The 20,816-nt window shown below is 67.5% G+C and carries 18 protein-coding genes and 3 pseudogenes; 10 read left to right on the top strand and 11 right to left on the bottom strand.

The window, feature by feature from the left end; all coding sequences use genetic code 11:
• Positions 1-118 precede the first annotated feature (118 nt).
• The 8 genes and pseudogenes from ACQBAU_RS02050 to ACQBAU_RS02015 form a co-directional block, all read left to right on the top strand.
• Complete coding sequence (locus ACQBAU_RS02050) at positions 119-481, top strand: rhodanese-like domain-containing protein (RefSeq protein ID WP_465257186.1); 363 nt, start codon at positions 119-121, stop codon at positions 479-481.
• A 71-nt stretch (positions 482-552) separates the two neighbouring features.
• Complete coding sequence (locus ACQBAU_RS02045; RefSeq protein WP_465259439.1) at positions 553-1,266, top strand: sulfite exporter TauE/SafE family protein; 714 nt, start codon at positions 553-555, stop codon at positions 1,264-1,266.
• An 89-nt stretch (positions 1,267-1,355) separates the two neighbouring features.
• A complete protein-coding gene (locus ACQBAU_RS02040; protein ID WP_465257188.1) occupies positions 1,356-2,150 on the top strand; it encodes a GntR family transcriptional regulator in 795 nt (264 codons plus the stop codon).
• A gap of 71 nt (positions 2,151-2,221) precedes the next feature.
• Positions 2,222-2,521, top strand: coding sequence for a DsrE family protein (locus tag ACQBAU_RS02035; protein WP_465257189.1), 300 nt, complete (start codon positions 2,222-2,224; stop codon positions 2,519-2,521).
• A 145-nt stretch (positions 2,522-2,666) separates the two neighbouring features.
• Positions 2,667-3,386 (top strand): DsbA family protein, encoded by a 720-nt coding sequence (locus tag ACQBAU_RS02030; protein ID WP_465257190.1) that lies wholly within the window; start codon positions 2,667-2,669, stop codon positions 3,384-3,386.
• 14 nt (positions 3,387-3,400) lie between these two features.
• Positions 3,401-4,345: a cytochrome c biogenesis CcdA family protein gene (locus tag ACQBAU_RS02025; RefSeq protein WP_465257191.1), complete on the top strand. Its 945-nt coding sequence runs from the start codon at positions 3,401-3,403 to the stop codon at positions 4,343-4,345.
• A gap of 830 nt (positions 4,346-5,175) precedes the next feature.
• Positions 5,176-5,448: a hypothetical protein gene (locus tag ACQBAU_RS02020; RefSeq protein ID WP_465259523.1), complete on the top strand. Its 273-nt coding sequence runs from the start codon at positions 5,176-5,178 to the stop codon at positions 5,446-5,448.
• Between the two features lie 304 nt (positions 5,449-5,752).
• Positions 5,753-6,037: pseudogene (locus ACQBAU_RS02015) on the top strand (integrase core domain-containing protein); the annotation flags it as partial.
• A gap of 561 nt (positions 6,038-6,598) precedes the next feature.
• On the opposite strand, the gene ACQBAU_RS02010 reads toward ACQBAU_RS02015, so the two are convergent.
• The gene (locus ACQBAU_RS02010) at positions 6,599-6,907 is read right to left on the bottom strand and encodes a DUF3024 domain-containing protein (protein ID WP_465259438.1); all 309 of its coding nucleotides are present in this window, start codon (positions 6,905-6,907) and stop codon (positions 6,599-6,601) included.
• A 228-nt stretch (positions 6,908-7,135) separates the two neighbouring features.
• Between ACQBAU_RS02010 and ACQBAU_RS02005 the strand changes: the two genes are divergently transcribed.
• Positions 7,136-7,273, top strand: coding sequence for a hypothetical protein (locus ACQBAU_RS02005; protein ID WP_465257193.1), 138 nt, complete (start codon positions 7,136-7,138; stop codon positions 7,271-7,273).
• Positions 7,274-7,532: 259 nt separating this feature from the next.
• Here ACQBAU_RS02005 and ACQBAU_RS02000 read toward each other — a convergent pair whose 3' ends face one another.
• The 6 genes and pseudogenes from ACQBAU_RS02000 to ACQBAU_RS01975 all read right to left on the bottom strand — a co-directional run bounded on the left by ACQBAU_RS02000 (position 7,533) and on the right by ACQBAU_RS01975 (position 13,299).
• Positions 7,533-9,044: a multicopper oxidase family protein gene (locus ACQBAU_RS02000; protein ID WP_465259437.1), complete on the bottom strand. Its 1,512-nt coding sequence runs from the start codon at positions 9,042-9,044 to the stop codon at positions 7,533-7,535.
• Positions 9,045-9,215: 171 nt separating this feature from the next.
• A complete protein-coding gene (locus tag ACQBAU_RS01995) occupies positions 9,216-9,656 on the bottom strand; it encodes a hypothetical protein (RefSeq protein WP_465259436.1) in 441 nt (146 codons plus the stop codon).
• Positions 9,657-9,708: 52 nt separating this feature from the next.
• Positions 9,709-9,955, bottom strand: a pseudogene (locus tag ACQBAU_RS01990) (ISL3 family transposase); the annotation flags it as partial.
• A gap of 338 nt (positions 9,956-10,293) precedes the next feature.
• Positions 10,294-10,908 carry a CueP family metal-binding protein gene (locus tag ACQBAU_RS01985; protein ID WP_465257196.1) on the bottom strand — a complete coding sequence of 205 codons (615 nt, stop codon included), beginning with the start codon at positions 10,906-10,908 and terminating at the stop codon, positions 10,294-10,296.
• A 316-nt stretch (positions 10,909-11,224) separates the two neighbouring features.
• Positions 11,225-11,773: a M15 family metallopeptidase gene (locus tag ACQBAU_RS01980; RefSeq protein ID WP_465257197.1), complete on the bottom strand. Its 549-nt coding sequence runs from the start codon at positions 11,771-11,773 to the stop codon at positions 11,225-11,227.
• Between the two features lie 371 nt (positions 11,774-12,144).
• Positions 12,145-13,299 (bottom strand): annotated as a pseudogene (locus ACQBAU_RS01975) (IS3-like element ISPfr10 family transposase).
• A 375-nt stretch (positions 13,300-13,674) separates the two neighbouring features.
• Between ACQBAU_RS01975 and ACQBAU_RS01970 the strand changes: the two are divergent.
• Positions 13,675-14,520 (top strand): NmrA family NAD(P)-binding protein, encoded by an 846-nt coding sequence (locus ACQBAU_RS01970; RefSeq protein ID WP_465256352.1) that lies wholly within the window; start codon positions 13,675-13,677, stop codon positions 14,518-14,520.
• Between the two features lie 100 nt (positions 14,521-14,620).
• Here the strand turns inward: ACQBAU_RS01970 and lon are convergent, their stop codons facing one another.
• The 4 genes from lon to ACQBAU_RS01950 all read right to left on the bottom strand — a co-directional run bounded on the left by lon (position 14,621) and on the right by ACQBAU_RS01950 (position 20,758).
• Positions 14,621-16,975, bottom strand: a complete 2,355-nt coding sequence (lon, locus tag ACQBAU_RS01965; RefSeq protein ID WP_465256351.1) for an endopeptidase La — start codon at positions 16,973-16,975, stop codon at positions 14,621-14,623.
• A gap of 152 nt (positions 16,976-17,127) precedes the next feature.
• Positions 17,128-18,777, bottom strand: coding sequence for a type 2 periplasmic-binding domain-containing protein (locus ACQBAU_RS01960; protein WP_465256350.1), 1,650 nt, complete (start codon positions 18,775-18,777; stop codon positions 17,128-17,130).
• 173 nt (positions 18,778-18,950) lie between these two features.
• On the bottom strand, positions 18,951-19,643 hold the full coding sequence (locus tag ACQBAU_RS01955; protein WP_465256349.1) for a DUF6226 family protein: 693 nt from the start codon (positions 19,641-19,643) through the stop codon (positions 18,951-18,953).
• Positions 19,644-19,693: 50 nt separating this feature from the next.
• Positions 19,694-20,758, bottom strand: coding sequence for a fatty acid desaturase family protein (locus tag ACQBAU_RS01950; RefSeq protein WP_465256348.1), 1,065 nt, complete (start codon positions 20,756-20,758; stop codon positions 19,694-19,696).
• Positions 20,759-20,816: the final 58 nt, after the last annotated feature.

The raw sequence follows: 20,816 nt of genomic DNA, 5'->3' as shown, positions 1-20,816 counted from the left end.
ATGACGGAGGCAGTCGGGGTGGCCGACTTCCATACTGGCAAATGTACGTACATAATGGTCGGCAGGCAAGGGGCGTGCGGAGCCTGCCCGTCACGTCGAGTCGACGAGAGGTGAACTGATGAACCAGTCCCACAACGAGATCCCCGAGATCGACCCCGACCATGCGCTGACGGAGGTCGAAGCGGGCCGAGCGGCTCTCCTCGACGTCCGTGAGATGGAGGAGTGGACGGCCGGTCATGCCCGTCCGGCCCGCCACGTGCCCGCGTCGTTGATCACCGGGGGCGATGTGTCCGACCTGAACCTTGACGCCGATCGCGCGGTCATCACGGTGTGCCGCAGCGGTCGGCGATCGCAGACAGCCGCGGTGACGCTCGCCGCGCAGGGCATCAGCGTGAGCAATCTGACCGGCGGGATGCAGGCCTGGGAGGCCGCTGGTCATCTCCTGGTGACCGACGACGGACATCCGGGGGTTGTGGTGTGAGCGTGGTCTGGGCTGTGGCGCTGGGGTTGCTGATCGGGGTGGCGTTGGGAGCGCTCGGTGGCGGTGGATCGGTGCTCGCGGTGCCGACATTGATCTTCGTGCTCGGTGAGTCGGCGCAGGCAGCGACCACCGGAAGCCTGTTCATCGTCGGGGTGACCTCGGTGATCAGCGCGATCGCCTACCACCGCGACGAGATGGTGCGATGGCGCGCCGGCCTGGGCTTCGGTGCGGCGGGGATCCTCGCCTCCGTGGGTGGTTCAGTGCTCAACCGCCAGGTGAGTGAGGAAGTGGTGATCATCTGCTTCGCCGGGTTGATGCTCATCAGCGCCACGGCCATGTTCCTCAAGTCGCGGCGCCGACCTGGAACAACGGAAGGCCAGAACGCAGACCAGGCGCCCTTCGCGCAGTCGGCCACAGTGGTCGTCCAGGTGGTTCTGGCCGGCCTGGTGGTCGGCTTCCTCACCGGATTCCTCGGGGTGGGCGGCGGGTTCGTGATCGTGCCGGCGTTGATCTTGATCCTGCGCTTTCCCACCCCGGTCGCGGTCGGAACCTCCCTGCTGATCATCGCGGTGAACTCCGGGGTGTCGCTGCTCGCGCGCGCCGGGGTGAACGAATTCTCCTGGGGCGACATCATCCCGTTCACTGTGGCCGCGGTGGCGGCCTCGCTGATCGGCAAACGCCTCAGCGCACGACTACCTGCGCGGCGACTCAATCAGGCCCTGGCAGGGCTCTTGGTGCTCGTCGCAGTGTTCATGACCACCAAGACGCTGTGGGCGCCGACATGACAAGGTCGCACCGGCCGAGCCGGCCCGCAGCCGACGGCGACGCTGCCGTCCCGGCAGCCCCACGGCAGACTCGTTCTAGTCTGGCCCTCGTGGTCATCACTGTCCCGCGGACTGGTCCTGCCGTCCTCCAGCGTTCATGCGAGGTCCCATTGTGGTCCCAGCTCGGCGACGACCTGACCCGCCGGATCGAGACCGGGGAGTTCGACGATGCGTTTCCGGGCGAACTGACGATCGCTGAGGAATACCACGTCAGTCGGCAGACCGTTCGGATGGCGTTGCGGTCGTTGCGTGAGGCCGGGATTGTCAGCGCTGACCGGGGGCGTAGCCCGCGAGTGTTGGCCCCGCGGATCGAACAACCGTTGGGAGGCCTCTACAGTCTTTTTGCGTCGGTGGAAGCCGCCGGCATGGTGCAACGTAGCGAAGTGCTAGCCCTCGAGAGCGTCACCGACCCGGCAGCGGCAACCCAACTGGGCTTGCCCGCCACCACCGAACTGGTCCATCTGTCACGGCTACGGCTGGCTGCGAACGAGCCGCTCGCACTCGACAGAGTGTGGCTACCTGCCACGTTCGCAGCGGCGATACTCCAGGCAGACTTCACCCACACCGCGCTGTATGACGAGCTCGATCGTCGCTGCGGAGGTCGCCCCCAGGGCGGGTCAGAAGAAATCGACGCCGTGATCCTTGACGGCTCGAACGCTCCCCAGTTGGGGTCCGCGCCGGGAGCGGCCGCGTTCGCGATCCACCGGCTCGGATGTTTCAACGACCGACCTGTCGAATGGCGTGAAACCCTCATCCGCGCCGACCGCTTCCGCATCCGGGCTCAGTTCTCCCCGCTGAGGGGCTACCAACTTTCGGTCGGAACCGTCGAGGACGGCAAGCGATGACAACCAATACCGCCCCGACACCCAGCCCCACCCCTGGACCCGACGACCCACCCGGACTGTTGCTGCACGTGATGGGGGAGACCGAGGCCCTGAGCCGGGCCGCGGTCGTCGCCCGCAACGCCCGCGCCGAACTGGACTGCCCCATCGAGGTCATCGTCCAAGGCCCGCTCGCCGCGATTGCCATCGACGACCGCGGCAGGCCAGCGGTTGACATGATCGCCGACAGCCACGCACGCGTGATCCTGTGTGCTAACAGCTTGCGTGGAGCCCGCATCGATCCCGACACCGTCTCGACCGGAGTCGTCGTGTCAGCGGCGGTCACCTATCTCGCACGGCGCCAAGCTGAGGGCTGGTCCTACGTGCGTCTCTGACCAGTCGCCCGCCCCACTCGGCGTTGGCGGGAACCACTGTCACGTGCCGACCGTTGGGCGATTTGTACGGACATATACCGTCCGTGGTGCCGATCACCTCGGTCGGCCGGTGCCTGCTCGTCCGTCCCAGGAGTCGAACCCGACCATGAAGTCCCGAACCCCCGTTCTGATCGTCGTCGCCGTCCTCGCCGTCGTCGCAGTATTGGCGGCAGCCTCACTCACTCGACAGCGAGATCTCGAAGCCACCGCTCCCACGGTCACGTCGGCGCCCGCCACCCAAACCACCCGACCCTCCGACGGCACAGCCGGCGGCACCTTGGCTGATTTGGCCCGTCGCGTCGACGGAGACCCGTTGGCGGTGGGAGCAGTCAACGCCCCGGTCGTGATGATCGAGTACGCCGATTTCCGTTGTCCGTTCTGCGGCGTCTTCGCACGCGATATCAAGCCCGACCTCCAGCGCTACATCGACGACGGAACGTTGCGCATCGAATGGCGCGACTTCCCGGTCTTCGGCGAGGAATCCATGGCCGGAGCGATGGCCGGTCGCGCGGCCGCCGAGCAAGGCAGGTTTTGGCAGTGGTACACCGTGGTGTTCGACAACGCCCCCGAACGCGGCCATCTCGACCTCGATGATCAGACCATCACCGCCTTCGCCAAGCAGGCCGGCGTAGCCGATCTCCAGCGTTTCGAACGTGACCGATTCGATCCTGAGATAGCGCAGAGTATCCAAAGCGATCTGAACCAAGCGCGGTCGCTCGGTATGACCGGCACCCCAACGTTCCTCATCAACGACGAGGCAATCATCGGAGCGCAGCCGGCCGAGGTCTTCGTCGAGAAGATCGAGCGGCTCGCCGCTGCGGCCTGAGTCCGGACCCAGTCATGGACATCGGATACGCCGGAGCGTTGCTGGGCGGTGTGTTGACCCTGCTCAGCCCTTGCTCAGCGGTACTGCTGCCGTCATTCTTCGCCTACGCCTTCACCAGCGATCGCACCATTATCGGCCGCACCCTGCTCTTCTGGGTGGGTCTGCTCACGACCCTGGTCCCGCTCGGCGTCGCGGCCTCGACCCTTGGGTTCTTCTTCTCTGCGAACCGCGAAGCCGTGGTGATCGTTGCCAGCATCATCATCATCGTGTTCGGGGCCATGCAGGTGCTCGGGATCGGACTGCCGGTGCCAGGCCGCAAGCGCGCCCGTGGTCGGAGCGGGGGGCAGGCCACGTCGTCTGGCGCGGTCTACGTTCTCGGCACCGTCTACGGCATCGCGGGAGTCTGCTCTGGCCCCATCTTGGGCTCCGTCCTCGCCGTGGCCGCGGTCGGAGGCAATCCGCTCTACGGCGGGACCCTGCTCGCGGTCTACGCCTTGGGGATGGTGCTGCCAGTGATCGTCTTGTCGGTGGTGTGGCAACGCTTCGACCTCGGCCGACGCACGTGGCTGCGGCCTCGCCCCATCCGGCTCGGCCCGGCGACCACCACCCTCACCTCCCTGGTGTCCGGACTGATCTTCATCGCTCTCGGCGTCCTGCTGCTTGCCACCAGCGGAACCGCCAACCTCGGCGGCGTGCTCAGCATCGACGACCAGTTCCGCGCCGAGTCCGCGGTGACCTCCTGGTCGACTTCGGTACCCGATCTCGCAGTCGTCGCCACGCTCGCGGTAGGAACAGTGATCGTCGCACTCGTCCTGGCACGCGCACGAGCGCACCCAACCAAACCATCGCCACCCTCGCCGCCGCCACGGTTCGCCGACGCTACCGACCTCGTCGACCTGGGTGGCCACACCAACGGCCGGTCGACCCCGCCCACCCTCACACCAAAGGACCCCTCATGAGCCGACGACCCAGGTCGACCTCAACGACCCCCACGGCCGCGCTGCGGCATCGTCGCGCAGCCCTCGCTAGCCTGGCTGCAGCTGCGCGCGTCGCCGTCGCCATGGGTGTACCCACCGACCTCATCGACACCCCCTGGTTCACCCGCGACGTACCGCCGACGTGGTGGTCCTACCCGGTCTGGGTGGTTACTTCGCTGCTCTCGGGGGTTTTGATCGCCAGCTATCTGCCGTGGACGCGGCCGCCGGCCCGGGCCCCCGGCTCCCGGGCAGGCGGGCTCGGCGGAGTTGCCGGCTTCCTAGCCATCGGCTGCCCCGTCTGCAACAAGATCGTGCTGATCCTGCTAGGCACAGCTGGCGCGCTCACGTACTTCGAACCGATCCAACCCCTCCTCGCAGCAGCCTCAGTCATGTTGCTGGTCGCTGCGCTGTGGTGGCGGTTCCGTCGCCAGACCCCCTGCGCCACAGATGAGTGCAGCCGTCGCCAGCCCCCGCGCTTCCGGAAACCCATACCTGCACACACCGCGCCACCGCGAACCGGGACTGCTGCACGATAGGTGACACATGATCTGTGGCGCCGTATCTGTCGCAGCCGAACTGCCAGGAAAAGGCTCTACCCGCTCGTGAGTGAGCTCGCTGTCGACGGCCCCGTCGCGGTGTCGTTGCGGGTCCTGAAGCGCTCACGTGCCCCTACGGCCGGTGGCGTCATCACAGCTCACCTCCGCTGAAGTAGTCGAGGCGTATCGGGCCGACGCCCTGCTCGACGCGCACCATGATGATCCCGAGTTCGGCTACCGGTTCCTGGCCGGTCAGGCCGGGCTGCCGGCGAGCTCATGTGTGAGCGAACCGCGTGGCGGCTGTGCCGCGACAACCAGTGGTGCTCGGTGTTCGGGAAAAAGCGTGGCAAGAACGGCAAGCGGCCCGGACCGCCGGTCCAAGACGACCTGGTCGAGCGCGACTTCTCTGCTGTCATGGCGAACCAGTTGTGGCTGCCCGACATCACCGAGCACCGCACCGATGAGGGCAAGTCTACCTTTTTGCGCGGTCAAGGACGTCGTCTCGAACCGGATCGTGGGCTACTCCATCGGGACCGGATGAAGGCCTGAAGCATCACGGGTTTCGTACCGGTCGGTTATATGAAGGCCGGCTCCGGCTGGAGCACGGTCAGTAGGTGATCGTAGTGGTTCTGCTCGTACTCCGCCGCTGGCACTTGACCCAGGGTGGAGTGGAGCCAGTCCTGGTTGTAGCAGTCGACCCATTCCGCGGTCAGGAACTCGACCTCGAGCAGGTCTTGATCGGCCCATCGGGCTTGATGTATTCATTCTTATAGAGCCCGGTCACCTCCCTCATCCAACCGATGGTCGTCCCACAACACCCTCCGATCAGGTGTTGCTTCCACCGGTTGAGCTCGCCCAGTTCGGCTCCCCGCAATTCGTCCACGCCCTCAACCGCAACGACCTGGTCGGATCGATGGGTCAGGTCGGCGCTGCCGGCGACAACGCCGCCATGGAGTCGTTCTTCGCGTTGTTGCAGAACAACGTCCTCGACCGGCGCCGCTGGGCCACCCGCGAGGAGCTCCGGATCGCGATCGTGAGTTGGATTGAAAGCACCTACCACCGCCGACGCCGACAGGCCGGCCTCGACAAGTTGACCCAACTGTCACCAGATCGTGCAGCAGTCCCGACAGCGGCCGCAGTCCTGTACGCGTTCGGGTCAGAGGATCGCGTCGCGTTCGTGGGAGGAGCGTGTGTCTTCCTTGGGCTCGGGCTCGCCCAGCTCGGGCTGTGGGAACGCGCGCTGAGATCAGAGAGGAAGGCCGATCAGTGGGGCTTTGCCACGCCCGCGCCGGTCGTGGCCAGATCAGTCACCGGGACACCGCTCCACCCACGCCCCAGGGGAATGGCTGCGGTGGCCGCCCTGACCGTCGCCGGTGCCATCGTCGGCTGGGTCACCGCTGACCAGCTCCGAGCCGTGATGGTCTGGCTCTACGGACTGGAGGGCAGTGGGATCTACATGCTCTCCGGCCGAGCAACACTCCGCATGATGTGGACAATCCTGCTCGCCGTGTCCGCTGGCGTCCTCGCCTGTGCCGCATGGGCATCTGCTGCCCGCATGGCCCAGCGGATCAGCAGCCTCCGGGGATAGTCCCAGACGTTGCGCACCGCCAATGCAACTGGCTCGCTTCACCTGTCTACCCCTCACACCCAGCGGCGGCCGGACCGAAGCAGAACTGGGGCCGAGGACACATCGTGGCGGTCAGCCCCAGAAGATGCAGGTGGGATCGCGATCGAGCTCATCGAGCAGGTCGTCGATGCGAGCTGATGGCTCGGCTAGGTCGTAGTTGTGGAAGCGGAGGTTTCGGTCGCGCCAGTACAGCGACCACAACGCTGTCGTCTTGGTGTAGCGCAGCCGCGCAACGGGCATGGTGGTCCACTCCGGACCGTAGTCCTCACGCCACGGCGCACGCCGTTCCACGATCGTCAGGTGCCGCGGTGTGGCCTCGCACTCGACTCGCACCTGGTGCAGTGCGTGCTCGGGCACCCGGTCGGCGCACCAGCGGCGCACCCGGGCGATGTCGGTCTCCGGCGGACCCGTGGGTTGGCATCGGTTCAGTATTCCGCATCGAACCGCTACCGTCGCGGTCATGGCACAGGCCCCGAATCTGATGACCGTGATCGATCGACTCGACCAGGCCGAGAGGGCTCGGCCTCGGGACCCAGCCACACTGGCCGCCGCGCTCGAGGATGCCCTGGCCTTGTCCCGGGCCGGCGTCGGACGAGATGAACTGCCAGAGTGTCCGAGTTGGCGTCCGAGCTGGCCGATGAGTACGAGAACTTGGGTCGCTACGACGACGCGATCGCGGCGATGCAGGAGGCCGTCGCCGCCGGATGGGCCGGGGGTGCCGGACCTGCCTCAGCGACCCATCGATAGCCGGTGAAGCCTGACACCCCGACCGAACGGGACGCATCCGCCACCCGGGCACCAGCCCGCAACACGGTCCAAAATTCCTCTGGCGCGACCTGTCGAGCCATTGAGCAACACCTCCACGATTAGTGGTGTTGCATCCATTCCTTGAGTCTGAGTTCCCGCCGGGTCGCGGGGCCATGCAGGCTAGTGAGGTTGTCATCGCAGAGCCATATTCACTCGTCCACCTCGGCTGAAGTCGGATGGTTCTCCCACTGAACGCGGATCAGGACATTTGGTAGGCGATCGTGGTCATCATGCCGGCTTCTCCGTGGTAGACGTTGTGACAGTGGCTGAGCCATCGGCCGGGATTGTCGGCGTCGAACTCGACGCGCAGCGTCTTGCCGGGCAGGACGATTGAGGTGTCCTTGCGGGGCCCGCCGCCGGGGTGCTGGTAGGTGTGCCCGTGCAGATGCATGGGATGCCACATCGTGGTCGAGTTCTTGAACTCGAGCGCGATCCGCTCTCCCTCGACGAGGCCGAGGGCGTCGCGCATTGGCTCTGCCATGTCCATGCGCTTGCCGTTGATCGCCCAGTCGTACTTCTCCATGCTCCCGGTCAGCTCGAGCACCAAGGTGCGGTCGACGGTGCGCTTGGGCAGAGCGACTCGGGCCGAGGCATTCAGGTCGGCCGCTGTGGCGGGGTCCTTCGTCTGCGGAAGCTTCGCGTCCTTCGACGGGGCGGAACCTGATCCTGTGCGCAGGACGGCGAGGGCCTGGTCCTGCTTGCCGAGCGCCTCGGCGATGACGGCGAACGCGCCGTCGCCGGCGGTGATGACCATGTCGTAGCGCTCGCCCATGCCGAGGACGACGCTCTCAGCCTCGTGCGGTTCCACGGGGAAGCCGTCGGAGTGGGTGATCGTGAGCGGGTGCCCGGCGACGCCGAATCGGAAGGCGGTGTCGCCGCCGGCGTTGATGATCCGGAGCCTGATCCGCTCGCCTGGCTTGGCGGCGAAGGTCTGCGGGTCGTTGGCCGGCTGGCCATTGATCAGGTACAGCGGGTAGTAGACGTCGCCAGCGTCGCCGCCGAGCAGCGGCGAGGTCGCGCCCATCAGGGTGTTGCCCATCCGCATCGGCCCCATGTCTGTGCCGCCGTGGTCCATCATGCCCTGGCTCAGCTCCTCGAGGACCTCATCGGGCGTCGCGGTGACGCCGTCGAGCCAGTCGTCCAGGACGATGACCCATTCCTTGTCATAGTCGGCCTTCTCGTTGGGGTCGCCGATGATAAGCGGCGCGTACAGGCCGCGGTCGAGTTGCACGCCGACGTGCGGGTGGAACCAGAACGTGCCCGGCTCGGGAAGAGTGAACTCGTAGGCGAAGGCATCGCCCGGCCCGACGGCCTGCTGAGTGAGGTTCGGCACGCCGTCCATGTCGTTGCGCAGGGCGAGCCCGTGCCAGTGCACGCTGGTCGGGTCGGGGAGGTTGTTGGTGAGGGCGACCTTCAGGGTGTCGCCGACGTTTCCGCGCAGCGGCTCGGTTGCCGATGCTCCGCGGTAGGCCCAGGTCTTGGCAGTTTTTCCGCCGAGGTCGAGGGTGACGGGCTCGGCGGTCAGCGCGCGCTGCACGACGGCTCCGGTGCGGCGGCGCTTCACCTCGGCCGCTGTAACCGCGGCGCCGCCGGGTTTGACGAACGAGGTCGTCTTGCTGGTGGTGCTGGAGCTGCAGCCGGCGAGTCCTGCGGCGGTGAGGGTCAGTGCGCCGGCGGCGAGGAACTGGCGGCGGTTCAGGTTGGAATGCATGGGTGACGATGTCCTTCTGTGTCGATGGTGAGCGGGGTCACGGCATCGAGCCGCAGGGCTGCAAAGGCCTCTGAGAAGGCCAGTGCCCGGGGCGTGATGCCGTCGCGGATTCGGCAGGGTCAAGGGCCCGCCGAGGCGGGCGAGGAGCGCCAGGTCGGCGCTCGCTGCCGATCACGTTCGATAGATCGACAGCTCCAGGTGCGACAGCGCGAACCGGCGGGGTGTCTCGGGCGGCGGCGTGGTCCAGGCCGCGGGGACGGGTTCGGGCAGGCTCGCCGGTGGTGAGGTTGGGAGGGCCGAGATGCTCTTGCCGGTCGGCACGGAGACGCAGGTGGAGCCGCCACCGCTGCTCATGGCATCCGCGCATCCGCCGGTGCCGTGAACCACGCCGTGCGATCCGGACGTCATCGGCACGGAGGCGGGGGCCGCCGCTTCGCTCATGCCCGGCGACGCCGGGGACGCGTGTCCCGACGAGGTCATGGATGTCTGGGCACTCGCTGCCATGGGCCCACTGGCCAGCGCGTGCATTCCGAGGAGACCGACGATCAGCAGCGCCGCAAAGACGGTCAGCTGCCACCAGTGACTGCGCCCGGGTTCATAAGTCGCGGTCACCACACATCACAGCATACCCCGGTGGCGTATCCCATCGCCACGGCGGGAGTGTGCTCGGTCCGCTGCTAGTGCCGGGGCGGTCGAAGTAGGCCAGCACGTCGGCGGCGCACTTCTTCAGCGTCCGGCCGAGCGTGATGACCCCGCTCTACGCGGCGCGGACACCCTGGCTGATCGACTCGGTGAGCGTGGTCGTCAGCTCGCCGGCCTCGGGTTGGGTCGGGTTCGCGGTAGGCGATGATCATCTGCTGGTAGATGCTCCAGGTGACCTCGACTTCGACGTGCTCGTCACCGGTAAACAGGTCGGCCATTTGAGTGCCGTCTAGACGGTATGAAGTGTGGGCAGACGAAATGACCTCACTCGCCATAGCCGTGGCCGGCTTCATCCTGAGCGGTGTCTACGACTCCGCCGCCCCCTCCTCGGCCCCGCGGTCGATCCGATCCACAGCCTCCTCTTCGCCTCACCCGCCGCCGGCGAAACTGACCGCGCCACGCGACACGTCCGTTGCTTCAGCAGGTGCGGAGTGAGATGACTTCCGAGACATCGGAAGGTCTGATGGCAGGGTTTCCTGGGCGGCCACGGGCGATTCTCGCGTGCGGCCCATCGCTGGTGGTGGCTGCGCCGCGCCGGGGCCCGCCCTCAGACCACCCGGAGCGTAGTGATGCAGGTCGGGTTGTCCACTTCCATCGTGGAGATGTCTGCCGTGCCCGCCTGGCCCTCGTGCTCGATCGTGAGGGTCGCTTCGATGCCGCGTGGGACCCAGAGTCCGACGAAGCCGTTGTCATAGCTCCGGCGAACCTTGTCCACCAGCACTTCTCCATCACTGGCGGTGAGCACGACACGGACCTCCTGGTCGCCAAGCTCGCCCAGGCACGTCGTCAAGCTGTGGAAGTAGCACTCGTGCGTCTGCTCGCGGTAGGGCGCGACCGAGATGTACACCTTGTCCGCGGGCATTGGCAGTCGGGCCTCATTCCCGGACGCGTCGGTGAGGACAAGGACGTCTGGTCGCACGGATCCGATGAGGTCGGCCGGACGATCCGCCACGGGCATCGTATCCAGACGCGCGATGATCTGCGCCGCGTCAAGGCCGGTCAAGCCGTGTTCGGCGAGGAGCTTCGTGGCGCCCGTCGGGCTGGCGACCGGCGTCGGGCCAGGCTCGGAAGAGGGGGCTGCGCAGCCAACGAGTGCGATGCCGAGCAGGAGCGCCGAGGCGACGACGAGGCGCAGCAGTCGCGGGGAGATCGAGCGATTCATGGGGCGGTCCTCCAGTGCGCGTTCGAACGATGGTCGGACAGTCGGCCGGGTTTGGCGAGCCAGGGTTCGCTAGCGGCGCATCTGCATGGTGCCAAGCAACTCTAGGCGCCGACTCTCTGCGCCCCTTCTCTTCGTCGTCGGCACAGGGGCGAGAGTGCGTGGATCGCGGTCCGCCAGCGCGCCAGAGGAGGTGGAAAGGCCCCGGTTTGCGGGCAATTGTCATGAACCGACTCGGCCGACCCGACGCGCTCCCGCATCCTGATGGCCATGCTCGACGGCCCGAGCTACGACAGCCCGTTGACGGCCAGTCTCAACCTCAACGGTCGAATGGTACGGAGGGGTAACCGGTGTCGAAGTGCATGTAGTCGGGGACATCGATGTTCTGCCAGATCCAATCTTCTCGATCGAAGCTCTGCCACAGGGGACCGTTCTTCAAGATCTTTCCCGGCCCAGCGGTCCGATCCGCGTTTCGCGCTGACGGCGACCAGCAAGCGCACCTGCGGTCACGCCAGGGATTCTGGACGGGGTTGATGTCAATCGCTCGTCCGTTGGCGTGCGGCGACTGAGCAACGGGTGAATTGGTCTGATCTGGTCGGCGGCAGTTGTAGGCGGAGGTGTTGTTGTCGGCCAAGCTGTCGTTGACATCGCCGTCGTAGGCCTCGACACCTTGCATGCGTTCGATCGGAAACTTTTGTTCGTACAGCTCGGCGAAGATGCGGGCGATGGAGGGCGCTACGTCGGCGTTAACGATCAGATGGCCGCGCTGGATCTTGCCGTCGAAGTCGTGGAAGCGGATATCGACGCGCCGGAGCTGGTCGCGGCGGGTAATTGGACAGCCTGGGCGGACCATGCCTGCGTCGGTCATACGTTGCCACTGCTCGGGTGGCACCTGTCGGATGACTGCGACCGCCTGGGCTGAGAACGAGGCTGTGGGTGAGCTCGGTGATGCCTCCGACGAGGGAGGCAGTGTGGTCGGCGAGATCGATGGGGGCGGCGCCGTGGACGGAGGGCGGGTCGGCGGCGACGTCGGGGAGGGCGACCCCACGGTAGCGGCGCTACTGGGTGCGCCTGCGGCCGACGAGGGTGGATCTGTGCTTAGTCCTCCTGCCGTGCATGCCTGGAGCAGTAGCGCTGCAGCTACGCCCACTGCAGCCGCTATCGGTCTGCGGCGCGCGGCCAACTGCACCGAATCGTCGGGTCTGCTCATCGACGACCGCCCAGATTGGGCCGCCCCCTTCATTCGGTCCGGTCGCTCTGTGAGTCGTCGGTTTCGATTTGATGGGTGCACTGCCGAGCGTACTCGGCCGGGGGTAGGTAGCCGAGCGATGAGTGCCGACGCTGATGGTTGTACTCGGTCTTCCAGTCGCCGATCACGACCTGAGCGTGCAGCAGTGAGTAGAAGCTGTTGATGTTGAGACACTCGTCGCGGAGGCGGCTGTTGAACGATTCGACGTATCCGTTGTGCCAGGGCGAGCCGGGCGGAATGTAGAACAGGCAGGCCGGTGCGGGTACCCGCCCAGTCGGCCATCGCGTCGCTGATGAACTCGGGCCCGTTGTCGCTGCGGAGCACACCCGGTGCTCCGCGGACGGCGACGAGCTCTTCGAGGTGGGCGGTGAGCCGGTCGGCGGTGATCGACCGCTCCACGAGCCCGCCGATGCATTCGCGGGTGTGCTCGTCGACGATGGAGCAGATCTTGATCGGGCAGCCCCGCTCGTCGGCGTCGAACTGGAAGTCCACCGCCCATACGAGGTTCGGTGCGACCGCCGCCGGGGCGTCGACGGTCGAGGATCCGACACGCTTGCGGCGTCGCCGCTGCGGGACGCGGAGGCCTTCGGCTCGCCAGAGGCCTTGGATCTTCTTGTGGTTCACCGCCCAGCCCTCACCCCGGGCGTCGTGATACGCCCGCCGGTACCCGTAGCGGGGATGCTTCTTCGCCCACGCGCGCAGCCAGTCTCGCAACGCGCGATCAGGGTCGGCGACCGTGTCGCCCTTGAGCGGGCGACGGTACGCGGACCTGCTCAGCCCGGCCAGACGGCACGCCATCCGCTCGCTCACCTGCAGTGTCCTGATCAGGTGCGAGACGGCGGCGCGGCGCCTGCCCGGGCCTAGAAGTTTCCCTCGGCCAGCTCCTTGAGCGCGGCCTTCTCCAGCTCCGCTTCGGCCAGCAATCGCTTGAGCGTGGCGTTCTGCTTCTCCAGCTCCTTGAGACGCTTCGCGTCGTCGGCCTTCAGTCCGCCGTACTGGTTACGCCACCGGTAATACGTCTGCTCGGATATCCCAAGCTCCCGACACACCGCGGCGATGTCGCTGCCGTCGGCGAGCATCCTGTCGGCCTGCCCGAGCTTGCGGACGACCTGCTCCGGGGTGTGACGCTTCCTGATGTTCGACATGATCTGACCAGTCTCCCTGCCCGCAACCACGGGCGACAGGACGACTCCCAGAACCACCGGACCTACAAAACGGGGTCAGCCCACCATCACCACCCCGATTTCGCCGGACGCCTCTGTACTGATCGCGTGTTCACAGCGGGACCCGTTGACGAACGCCCGGCCCGTCCTCGGCGGGACACCGCCACCAGAGCTCCCCCTCGTGCACTCCGGGAGTCATCGGATGCTGGTGGCCGCGGCATCGTGGAACTACCTGCCCACGGCTGGATTCGAGAACGACATCGTGAATCTGGTCGGCGCACGCACCGTCAAGAGTGCGTCCTGGTTGCTCATCATCGTGCCGCTAGTCTGCCTCGGAAGGCCACCCGAGGAGGTCCGATGAGCAGCACATCACCGATCGCCGTCACCGGGAGCACCGGCGTGGTGGGCGGCATGGTCGCCCGCACGCTGGCGGCGCGTGGGTTGCCGTTGCGCCTGCTGGTGCGTGACCCGAGCCGGGCACCGGACCTGCCCGGTGCGACGGTGGCGCAGGCCGAGTACGGTGACCGGTCGGCGGTGCGCGAGGCGCTCACCGGCACCGAGGTGGTGTTCATGGTGTCGGCCGCCGAGTCGGTGGACCGGTTGGAGCAGCACCTCGACTTCGTCGACGCGGCCGCCCATGCCGGCGTCGAGCATCTGGTCTACCTGTCGTTCTTCGGGGCCTCGCCGACCGCCACGTTCACACTGGCGCGCGACCACTTCGCCACCGAGGAACACATCCGGCGCCACGAACACATCGCGCACACCTTCCTGCGCGACAACTTCTACCTCGACTTCCTGCCGAAGCTGGCCGGCGACGACGGCGTGATCCGCGGCCCTGCCGGGGACGGTCGGGTCGCGGCGGTGGCCCAGGCCGACGTCGCCGCGGTGGCGGCCGAGGTGCTCACCCGTCCGGCACAGCACCGCAACGTGACCCACGACCTCACCGGGCCCGCAGCCCTCACCCTCACCGAGGCAGCTGCCATCATCACCGAACGGACCGGCCGGACCGTCCGTTTCCACGACGAGACGATCGAGGAGGCGTACCAGTCACGGCTGCGCTGGCCCGCCGAGCAGTGGCAGTACGACGCCTGGGTCAGCACCTACACCGCGATTGCCGCCGGCGAACTGGACGGGCCGACCGACACGGTCGCCGAGATCACCGGCCGGCCGCCGATCGGGCTCCGCGACCTGCTGGCCGGCTGAATCCGCCGGCGCTCCCGTGACGAAGGGCGCCACAGCGACACCCGTGGAGCTCACGTCCACCTGTGTCGCTGTGGCGCCCACTTTTACGACGGATCCGGCCTCAGGCGGCCGCGGGCCCCGCTTCGGACGCCGTTTCGGCCTCGCCGAGCCCGAGGGCCCGGCGGACCAGCACGGCGACGTCGCTCATCGGCTGCACCTCAACCGCGGCAAGGACCTCGTCGGGGACGTCGTCCAGGTCGGGCTCGTTGCGCTGCGGCACGAACACGGTGGTCAGCCCGGCCCGCTGCGCGGCGAGCAGCTTCTGCTTCACGCCACCGATCGGGAGCACCCGACCGTTCAGCGTGACCTCACCGGTCATCCCGACATCGGATCGCACGGGCCGGCCCAGCGCCATCGACACGATCGCGGTCACCATGGTGACGCCCGCGGACGGGCCGTCCTTCGGCACCGCCCCGGCCGGCACGTGGATGTGCAGGTGCTGATCAAGGACTGACGTGTCGGTGATCCCCAACGTGTCGGCGTGCGCCTTCACGTACGACAAGGCGATCTGGGCGGACTCCTTCATCACGTCACCGAGCTGTCCGGTCAGCGTGAGACCCGGCTTGCCCTCGGTGGTGTTGGCCTCGATGTAGAGCACGTCACCACCGAGCCCGGTCACCGCGAGACCGGTCGCAACACCGGGCACCGAGGTCCGCTCGTGCGATTCGGGGGTGAACCGTGGCCGCCCCAGGTAGTCCTTCAGGCTCGCCTCGGTGATCACCACCGGCTCGCTCGCCTCGTCGGTGTCGGTCGGCAACGTGGTCGCCACCTTCCGCAACGCCTTGGCCAGCAGGCGTTCCAGCTGCCGAACGCCGGGCTCACGAGTGTGGTTCGCGGCGATCTCACGCAACGCATCCTCGGTGAACTCGACCTCGTCGGAGCCCAACGCCGTACGCTCCAACTGCCGTGGGAGCAGGAAGTCGCGGGCGATCGCGATCTTGTCGTCCTCGGTGTAGCCGTCGATGGTGATCAGTTCCATCCGGTCCAGCAGCGGCTGCGGGATGTTCTCGATCACGTTGGCGGTCGCCAGGAACACCACGTCGGACAGGTCAAGATCGACTTCGAGGTAGTGGTCGCGGAACGTGTGGTTCTGCGCCGGGTCGAGCACCTCGAGCAGGGCGGCCGCCGGGTCGCCCCGGAAGTCCGAGCCGATCTTGTCGACCTCGTCCAGCAGCACGACCGGGTTCATCGACCCGGCCTCGCTGATGGCGCGCACGATCCGCCCCGGCAGCGCACCCACGTACGTCCGCCGGTGGCCCCGGATCTCGGCCTCGTCGCGCACGCCACCCAGGGCGACCCGGACGAACGTGCGTCCCAGTGCGCGGGCCACCGACTCGCCCAGCGAGGTCTTGCCGACCCCGGGCGGTCCGGCGAGCGCCAGCACGGCACCCGAGCCACGACCCCCGATGACCTGCAGCCCGCGGTTGGCACGCCGGGCCCGCACGGCCAGGTACTCCACGATGCGGTCCTTCACGTCGTCGAGGCCGTGGTGGTCGGCGTCGAGCACCTCACGGGCGGCGACGATGTCGGTCGAGTCGGTCGTCGTCACCTGCCACGGCAGGTCGAGGATGGTGTCGAGCCAGGTCCGGATCCATCCGGCCTCGGGGTTCTGCTCACTCGCACGTTCCAGCTTGTCGACCTCACGCAGCGCGGCCTCCCGCACCTTCTCGGGCAGGTCGGCCTCGGTCACCTTGGTGCGGTAGTCGTCGGCGCCGTCGGGCTCGCCCTCGCCGAGCTCCTTGCGGATCGCGGCGAGCTGTTGCCGCAACAGGTACTCCCGCTGCCCCTTCTCGATGCCCTCGCGGACGTCGTCGGCGATCGCCTCGTTCACCTCGGTCTCGGCGGCATGCTCCCGGGTCCAGGTGATCAACAGCTCGAACCGCGCGATGACCTCGGGGGTCTCGAGCAGTTCGCGCAGCTGGTCGTCCTTCAGCCACGGGCTGTACCCGGCCAGGTCGGCCAGTGCGGACGGGTCGGTGACCCGGTTGATGGTGTCGATCGCCTGCCAGGCGTCGCGTCGTTGCAGCAGGGCGATCGCGAGCGAGCGGTACTCGTCGGCGAGTTCGGCTGCGCGGGCGTCATCGGCGTCCGGCGCGTCGACGACGGTCGCCTCCACCCACAGCGCGCTGCCGGGGCCGGAGACCCCGGAGCCGATCCGGACCCGCTTCTCGGCGCGGATCACCGCTGCCGGGGTGCCGACCCGGGTGCGGCCGAGTTGCACCACGCGGGCGACGACGCCGTACGAGGCGTAGCGGTCCTCGAGTCGCGGGGCCACGATGAGCTGTTCGTCAGAGTGCGCCCGGGCCGTGTCGATGGCCGTACGAGCCGCATCATCCAGTTCCAACGGCACGACCATGCCGGGGAGTACCACCTGGTCGGTCAGGAAGAGTACGGGGAGTCGGGTTGCCGAGTCCATGAGGAAGTCCTTCCACGTCGTTTCATGGCGCCACGAGAGTTGAGCGTCATCGACTCAAGGCATGGAGGGCTCGGACTATTCCCACTGGGCCGGACGTGACCGAGCCCCGCCACCGGCACGTCGATCGTGGCGGTGGCGGGGCCGGGGGTGGTTCAGGAGTTGGCCTTTGCCTCGGCGTACTCGGCCGCCATCGTGTCGCCCACCTCGGACTGCCAGGTGGCCACGAACGACTCCCACTCCGACATCGGCTTCTCGCCCAACATGACGGCCCGCTGCACGTCCTTCATCTTGGAACCGAACGTGGCACCCTTGGTGACCGAGGTCTCGGAGTAGAGGCCGTTCGAGGCGTCGTCGACGCCCTCAGTCATCACTTCGCTCAGGTAGGTGTGCTGCGCCCTGATCAGGTCGTCCTGACCGGGGGCGAACAGCACCGCCTGGGCGTTGCCGCCCAGGTAGGGCCAACCCTTGATCGTGTTGTCCGACGCGTTCTCGAGGAACTCCGGGTTGCCGTCCTTCATCTCGTAGGTGACGCCCTCGGCGCCGTAGTTCACGTCGAGGAACTGCTGGGTGCCGAACGGCGACGCGATCAGGTCGGCCAGTTTCAGCAACTCCTCCAGCCGCTTGTCGCTGGACTGCTTCTTGATCCCCACGAAGGAGTAGTAGCCGGCCTGACTCCGGTAGATCGACGCCTTCGCACTGCCGTCCCACGTGGGCAGCCGGACGTAGCCGACCTTCCAGTCGGGGTGTTGGCGGGCGAAGGTGCCCCAGCCGGTGAACCCCTGGAACATCATGGCCGTGGTGCCCGCCGTCCACCAGGCCCCGTTCTGGCCGGGGTCGGAGAACGAGTTGGGGTGGAGATAGCCCGCCTGGACGATCTTGCCGGTCTCGTTGAGGGCGTCCTTCATCTGCTCCGACGCGATCTGGCTGACGAAGGTGTCCCCGTCCATGGCCCAGACATTGGGCGCGCCCATCATCTCGAGCACGCCGCGCAGAACCCAGCCGACCGGGTCAGCACCGAGGGCAAACTGGTTCTGGCCCTTGTCGGTCAGCGCCGCCAGCAACTCCACGAACTCCGCGCCGTCGGCCGGTTCCGGATTGGCCGGCAGGCCCTTGGCCTCCAGCAGGTCACCGCGGGTCGACAGGATCCGTCCGGCCGGCGGCCGCGGCTGCGAGATGCCCCACAGGCGACCGTTGATCGTCGGGATCTGCCACGTCGGCGTCGGGATGTTCGCCAACGCCGGGTACGCCTTCACCCCGTCGCCACCCAGCACGTCAGTCAGGTCGGTGAAGTACTTCTCGAGCAGACTCGGGAACTGCGGCACGACCTCCATCATCATGAAGTCGGGGATCTCGTTGCCCGCGATCGTCACCGTGTACTTGTCCTTGTACTCGGTCGAGATGATCGTGGTCGCGTTCATCGCGTTGCCCGCGTCCCGACGGAAGGCCTCGTAGGCGGGGTTCTTCTCGGGAGCAATGTGGGGCGGAGCGTTCTGCATCAGGGCAGTGACGGGCTCGGTGTCGGGCAACGGGAACCCGTCGCGCGCGATCACCGGGTTCGGGAAACTCAGGAAGCCGGGCGAGACACCGTCCTCGGTTCCGGGCAGATCGGGGGTGATTCCCTCGAACGGTACGTACGCCGGGGGCGTGAACGACCCACTCGCGGCCCGACCGGAACCCCCCGTCCCGCCCGTGCCACCCGACCCACCGGACGGTTGACAGGCCGCCAGTGCCGCAGCCCCGGCCACCCCGGCCAAACCACCCAGCATCGCTCGCCGCGACAGCTCCATCCTCGCCATGATCATCCTCTCCAGAGTCGCCCACGGCATTCGGCCGGTCCCGCATCATCGACCGAGTGACACCCGCCTGAGGGGCGTGCAACCGTTTGCTGGAAAGTATTACGATGCGGGACGCACGTCAACGGTCTGCGCGAAATGTTGTCGCCCAGACTGTGCCAGCGCACCGGGCCGCCGAACGGTCAGTGACTCGACAGCCAGCTCCGGCCGATCAGCGCGGTGGCGTCGTGGGGCAGCTCGACGGACTCCCCGGCGGCTAACCTGACACACAGCTGCATGAGCTCCCGGTGGTCGGGGCCGTCGCCGTCGCTGCTCGACTGGCCTCCCCCGGGGTGCCACTGTGCGTGCCACCGCTCGGCGTGCAGGATGACGTACGGCCCGCCGATCAGCGCCATGATCGGTTCATCGATGGCCGCCAGCAGGTCGGCCGAGCCGGAGTCGCAGGCATCGCAGCCGCAGTCGGGTTGCACCGTGACACTGACGTCGGGCCGATCAGCGCTGATGCCGAGCACCGGCAGGACGGCGCCGGCCGGTCCGCCGAACGGCACGACATCCAGCTCCAGCAACACGAGGTCGAGGGTGCCGGGCAATGCGGCCGACAGCCGCACCCCACGATCGAAATGGTCCAGTGAGCCGAGCCCCTGCCAGGTGCCCGGAGCGAGTTGGCTGGCGGTGACGTCGAGCACCTCGGTCAGCGCCTGGGTCCAGATCCTCGCGCGCTCGTGCACGATCCGGTAGCGCCCGGGTTCGGTGACGCGGGAGTACTCCTCGTCGCGCGGCGACGCCATCGGGGGACGGGGTGCCGGCCAGCGGGGCAGACCGAGTCGATCGGCCCGGGTCGACACCTCGGTACGCAGTTCGTCGACGCCCACCATGGCCGTGAGCGTACGGCCCGCCAGCGCGGGTGGCGAGGACTGTCGGTGACTCAGCGGCCGAGTTGGCCTGCCACCGGACAGTGGAACGAGTGGCGGGCCGCGAGCCCGACCCGGTTCAGGTAGGCGACCACGATGCCCCAGGCACGGGGCAGCGAGTTCTCCACGTAAGGGACATCGTTGGCCTCGCAGTGCGCGATCACGAGCTTGCGGGTCCGATGCAGGTGCGGCCGCGGCATGCTCGGGAACAGGTGGTGCTCGATCTGGTAGTTCAGTCCGCCGAGCAGCACCGTCATCCACCAGCCACCGGACACGTTGCGGGAGGTCCGTACCTGCTTGTTGAGGAAGTCGAGCTTCGCATCGCGTGGGACGATCGGCATGCCGATGTGGTTCGGCGCGAACGAGGCACCCATGTAGACCCCGAACACGGCGAGCTGCACCCCGAGGAACGCGAATGCCATCCCGAGCGGCAGTGCCCAGAAGATGACGGCCAAGTAGGCGGCGAACCGAACCCCGAGCAGGGTCAGCTCCAGCGCGCGGCCCTTCACCTTGCCCCGGGCGAACAGGCCCCGGGCCGACGCCACGTGCAGGTTGATGCCCTCCAGCAGCAGCAGCGGGAAGAAGAACCAGCCCTGCCGCCGGGTGAACCAGGCCATCAGGCCGCGTCGGGTCGCCGCCGATTCCTCGTAGAAGGTGAAGGTGTCGGGCTCGATGTCGGGATCCTTGCCCACCTTGTTGGGGTTCGCATGGTGCCGGGTGTGCTTGTTCATCCACCACGAGTAGCTGATGCCGACGAAGAACGTGGCCAGGATCCGGCCGATGTGGTCGTTCGCCGGGCCGGACTTCATGATCTGCCGGTGCGACGCCTCGTGGCCGAGGAAGGCGAACTGGGTGAACACGATGCCGAGCGCCGCTGCGATCAACAGCTGGAACCACGAATCCTGCAGCAACACGAAGCCGGTGATCGCACCACCGAGAGCGACCAGCAGCGCCCCGAACAGGCCAACGTAGAACAGCCGGGTCCGGTTGAGCAGGCCCATCGTGCGGACCTCGAGCGACAGCGCGGTGTATGCGGCGGTCACGGGATTGCTGCGGGCAGCGGTGGCGGATGGCGACATGGCGCTCCACTTCGAGTCAGAGTCGGAATTGGTGTTGTACCCGCCACGCTCGCGCCGC

The sequence above is a fragment of the Carbonicoccus niuqiaonis genome, from assembly GCF_050157065.1.
Taxonomy (GTDB): Bacteria; Actinomycetota; Actinomycetes; order Propionibacteriales; family Propionibacteriaceae; genus Avipropionibacterium.
This window is presented reverse-complemented; position numbering and strand designations above follow the sequence as displayed.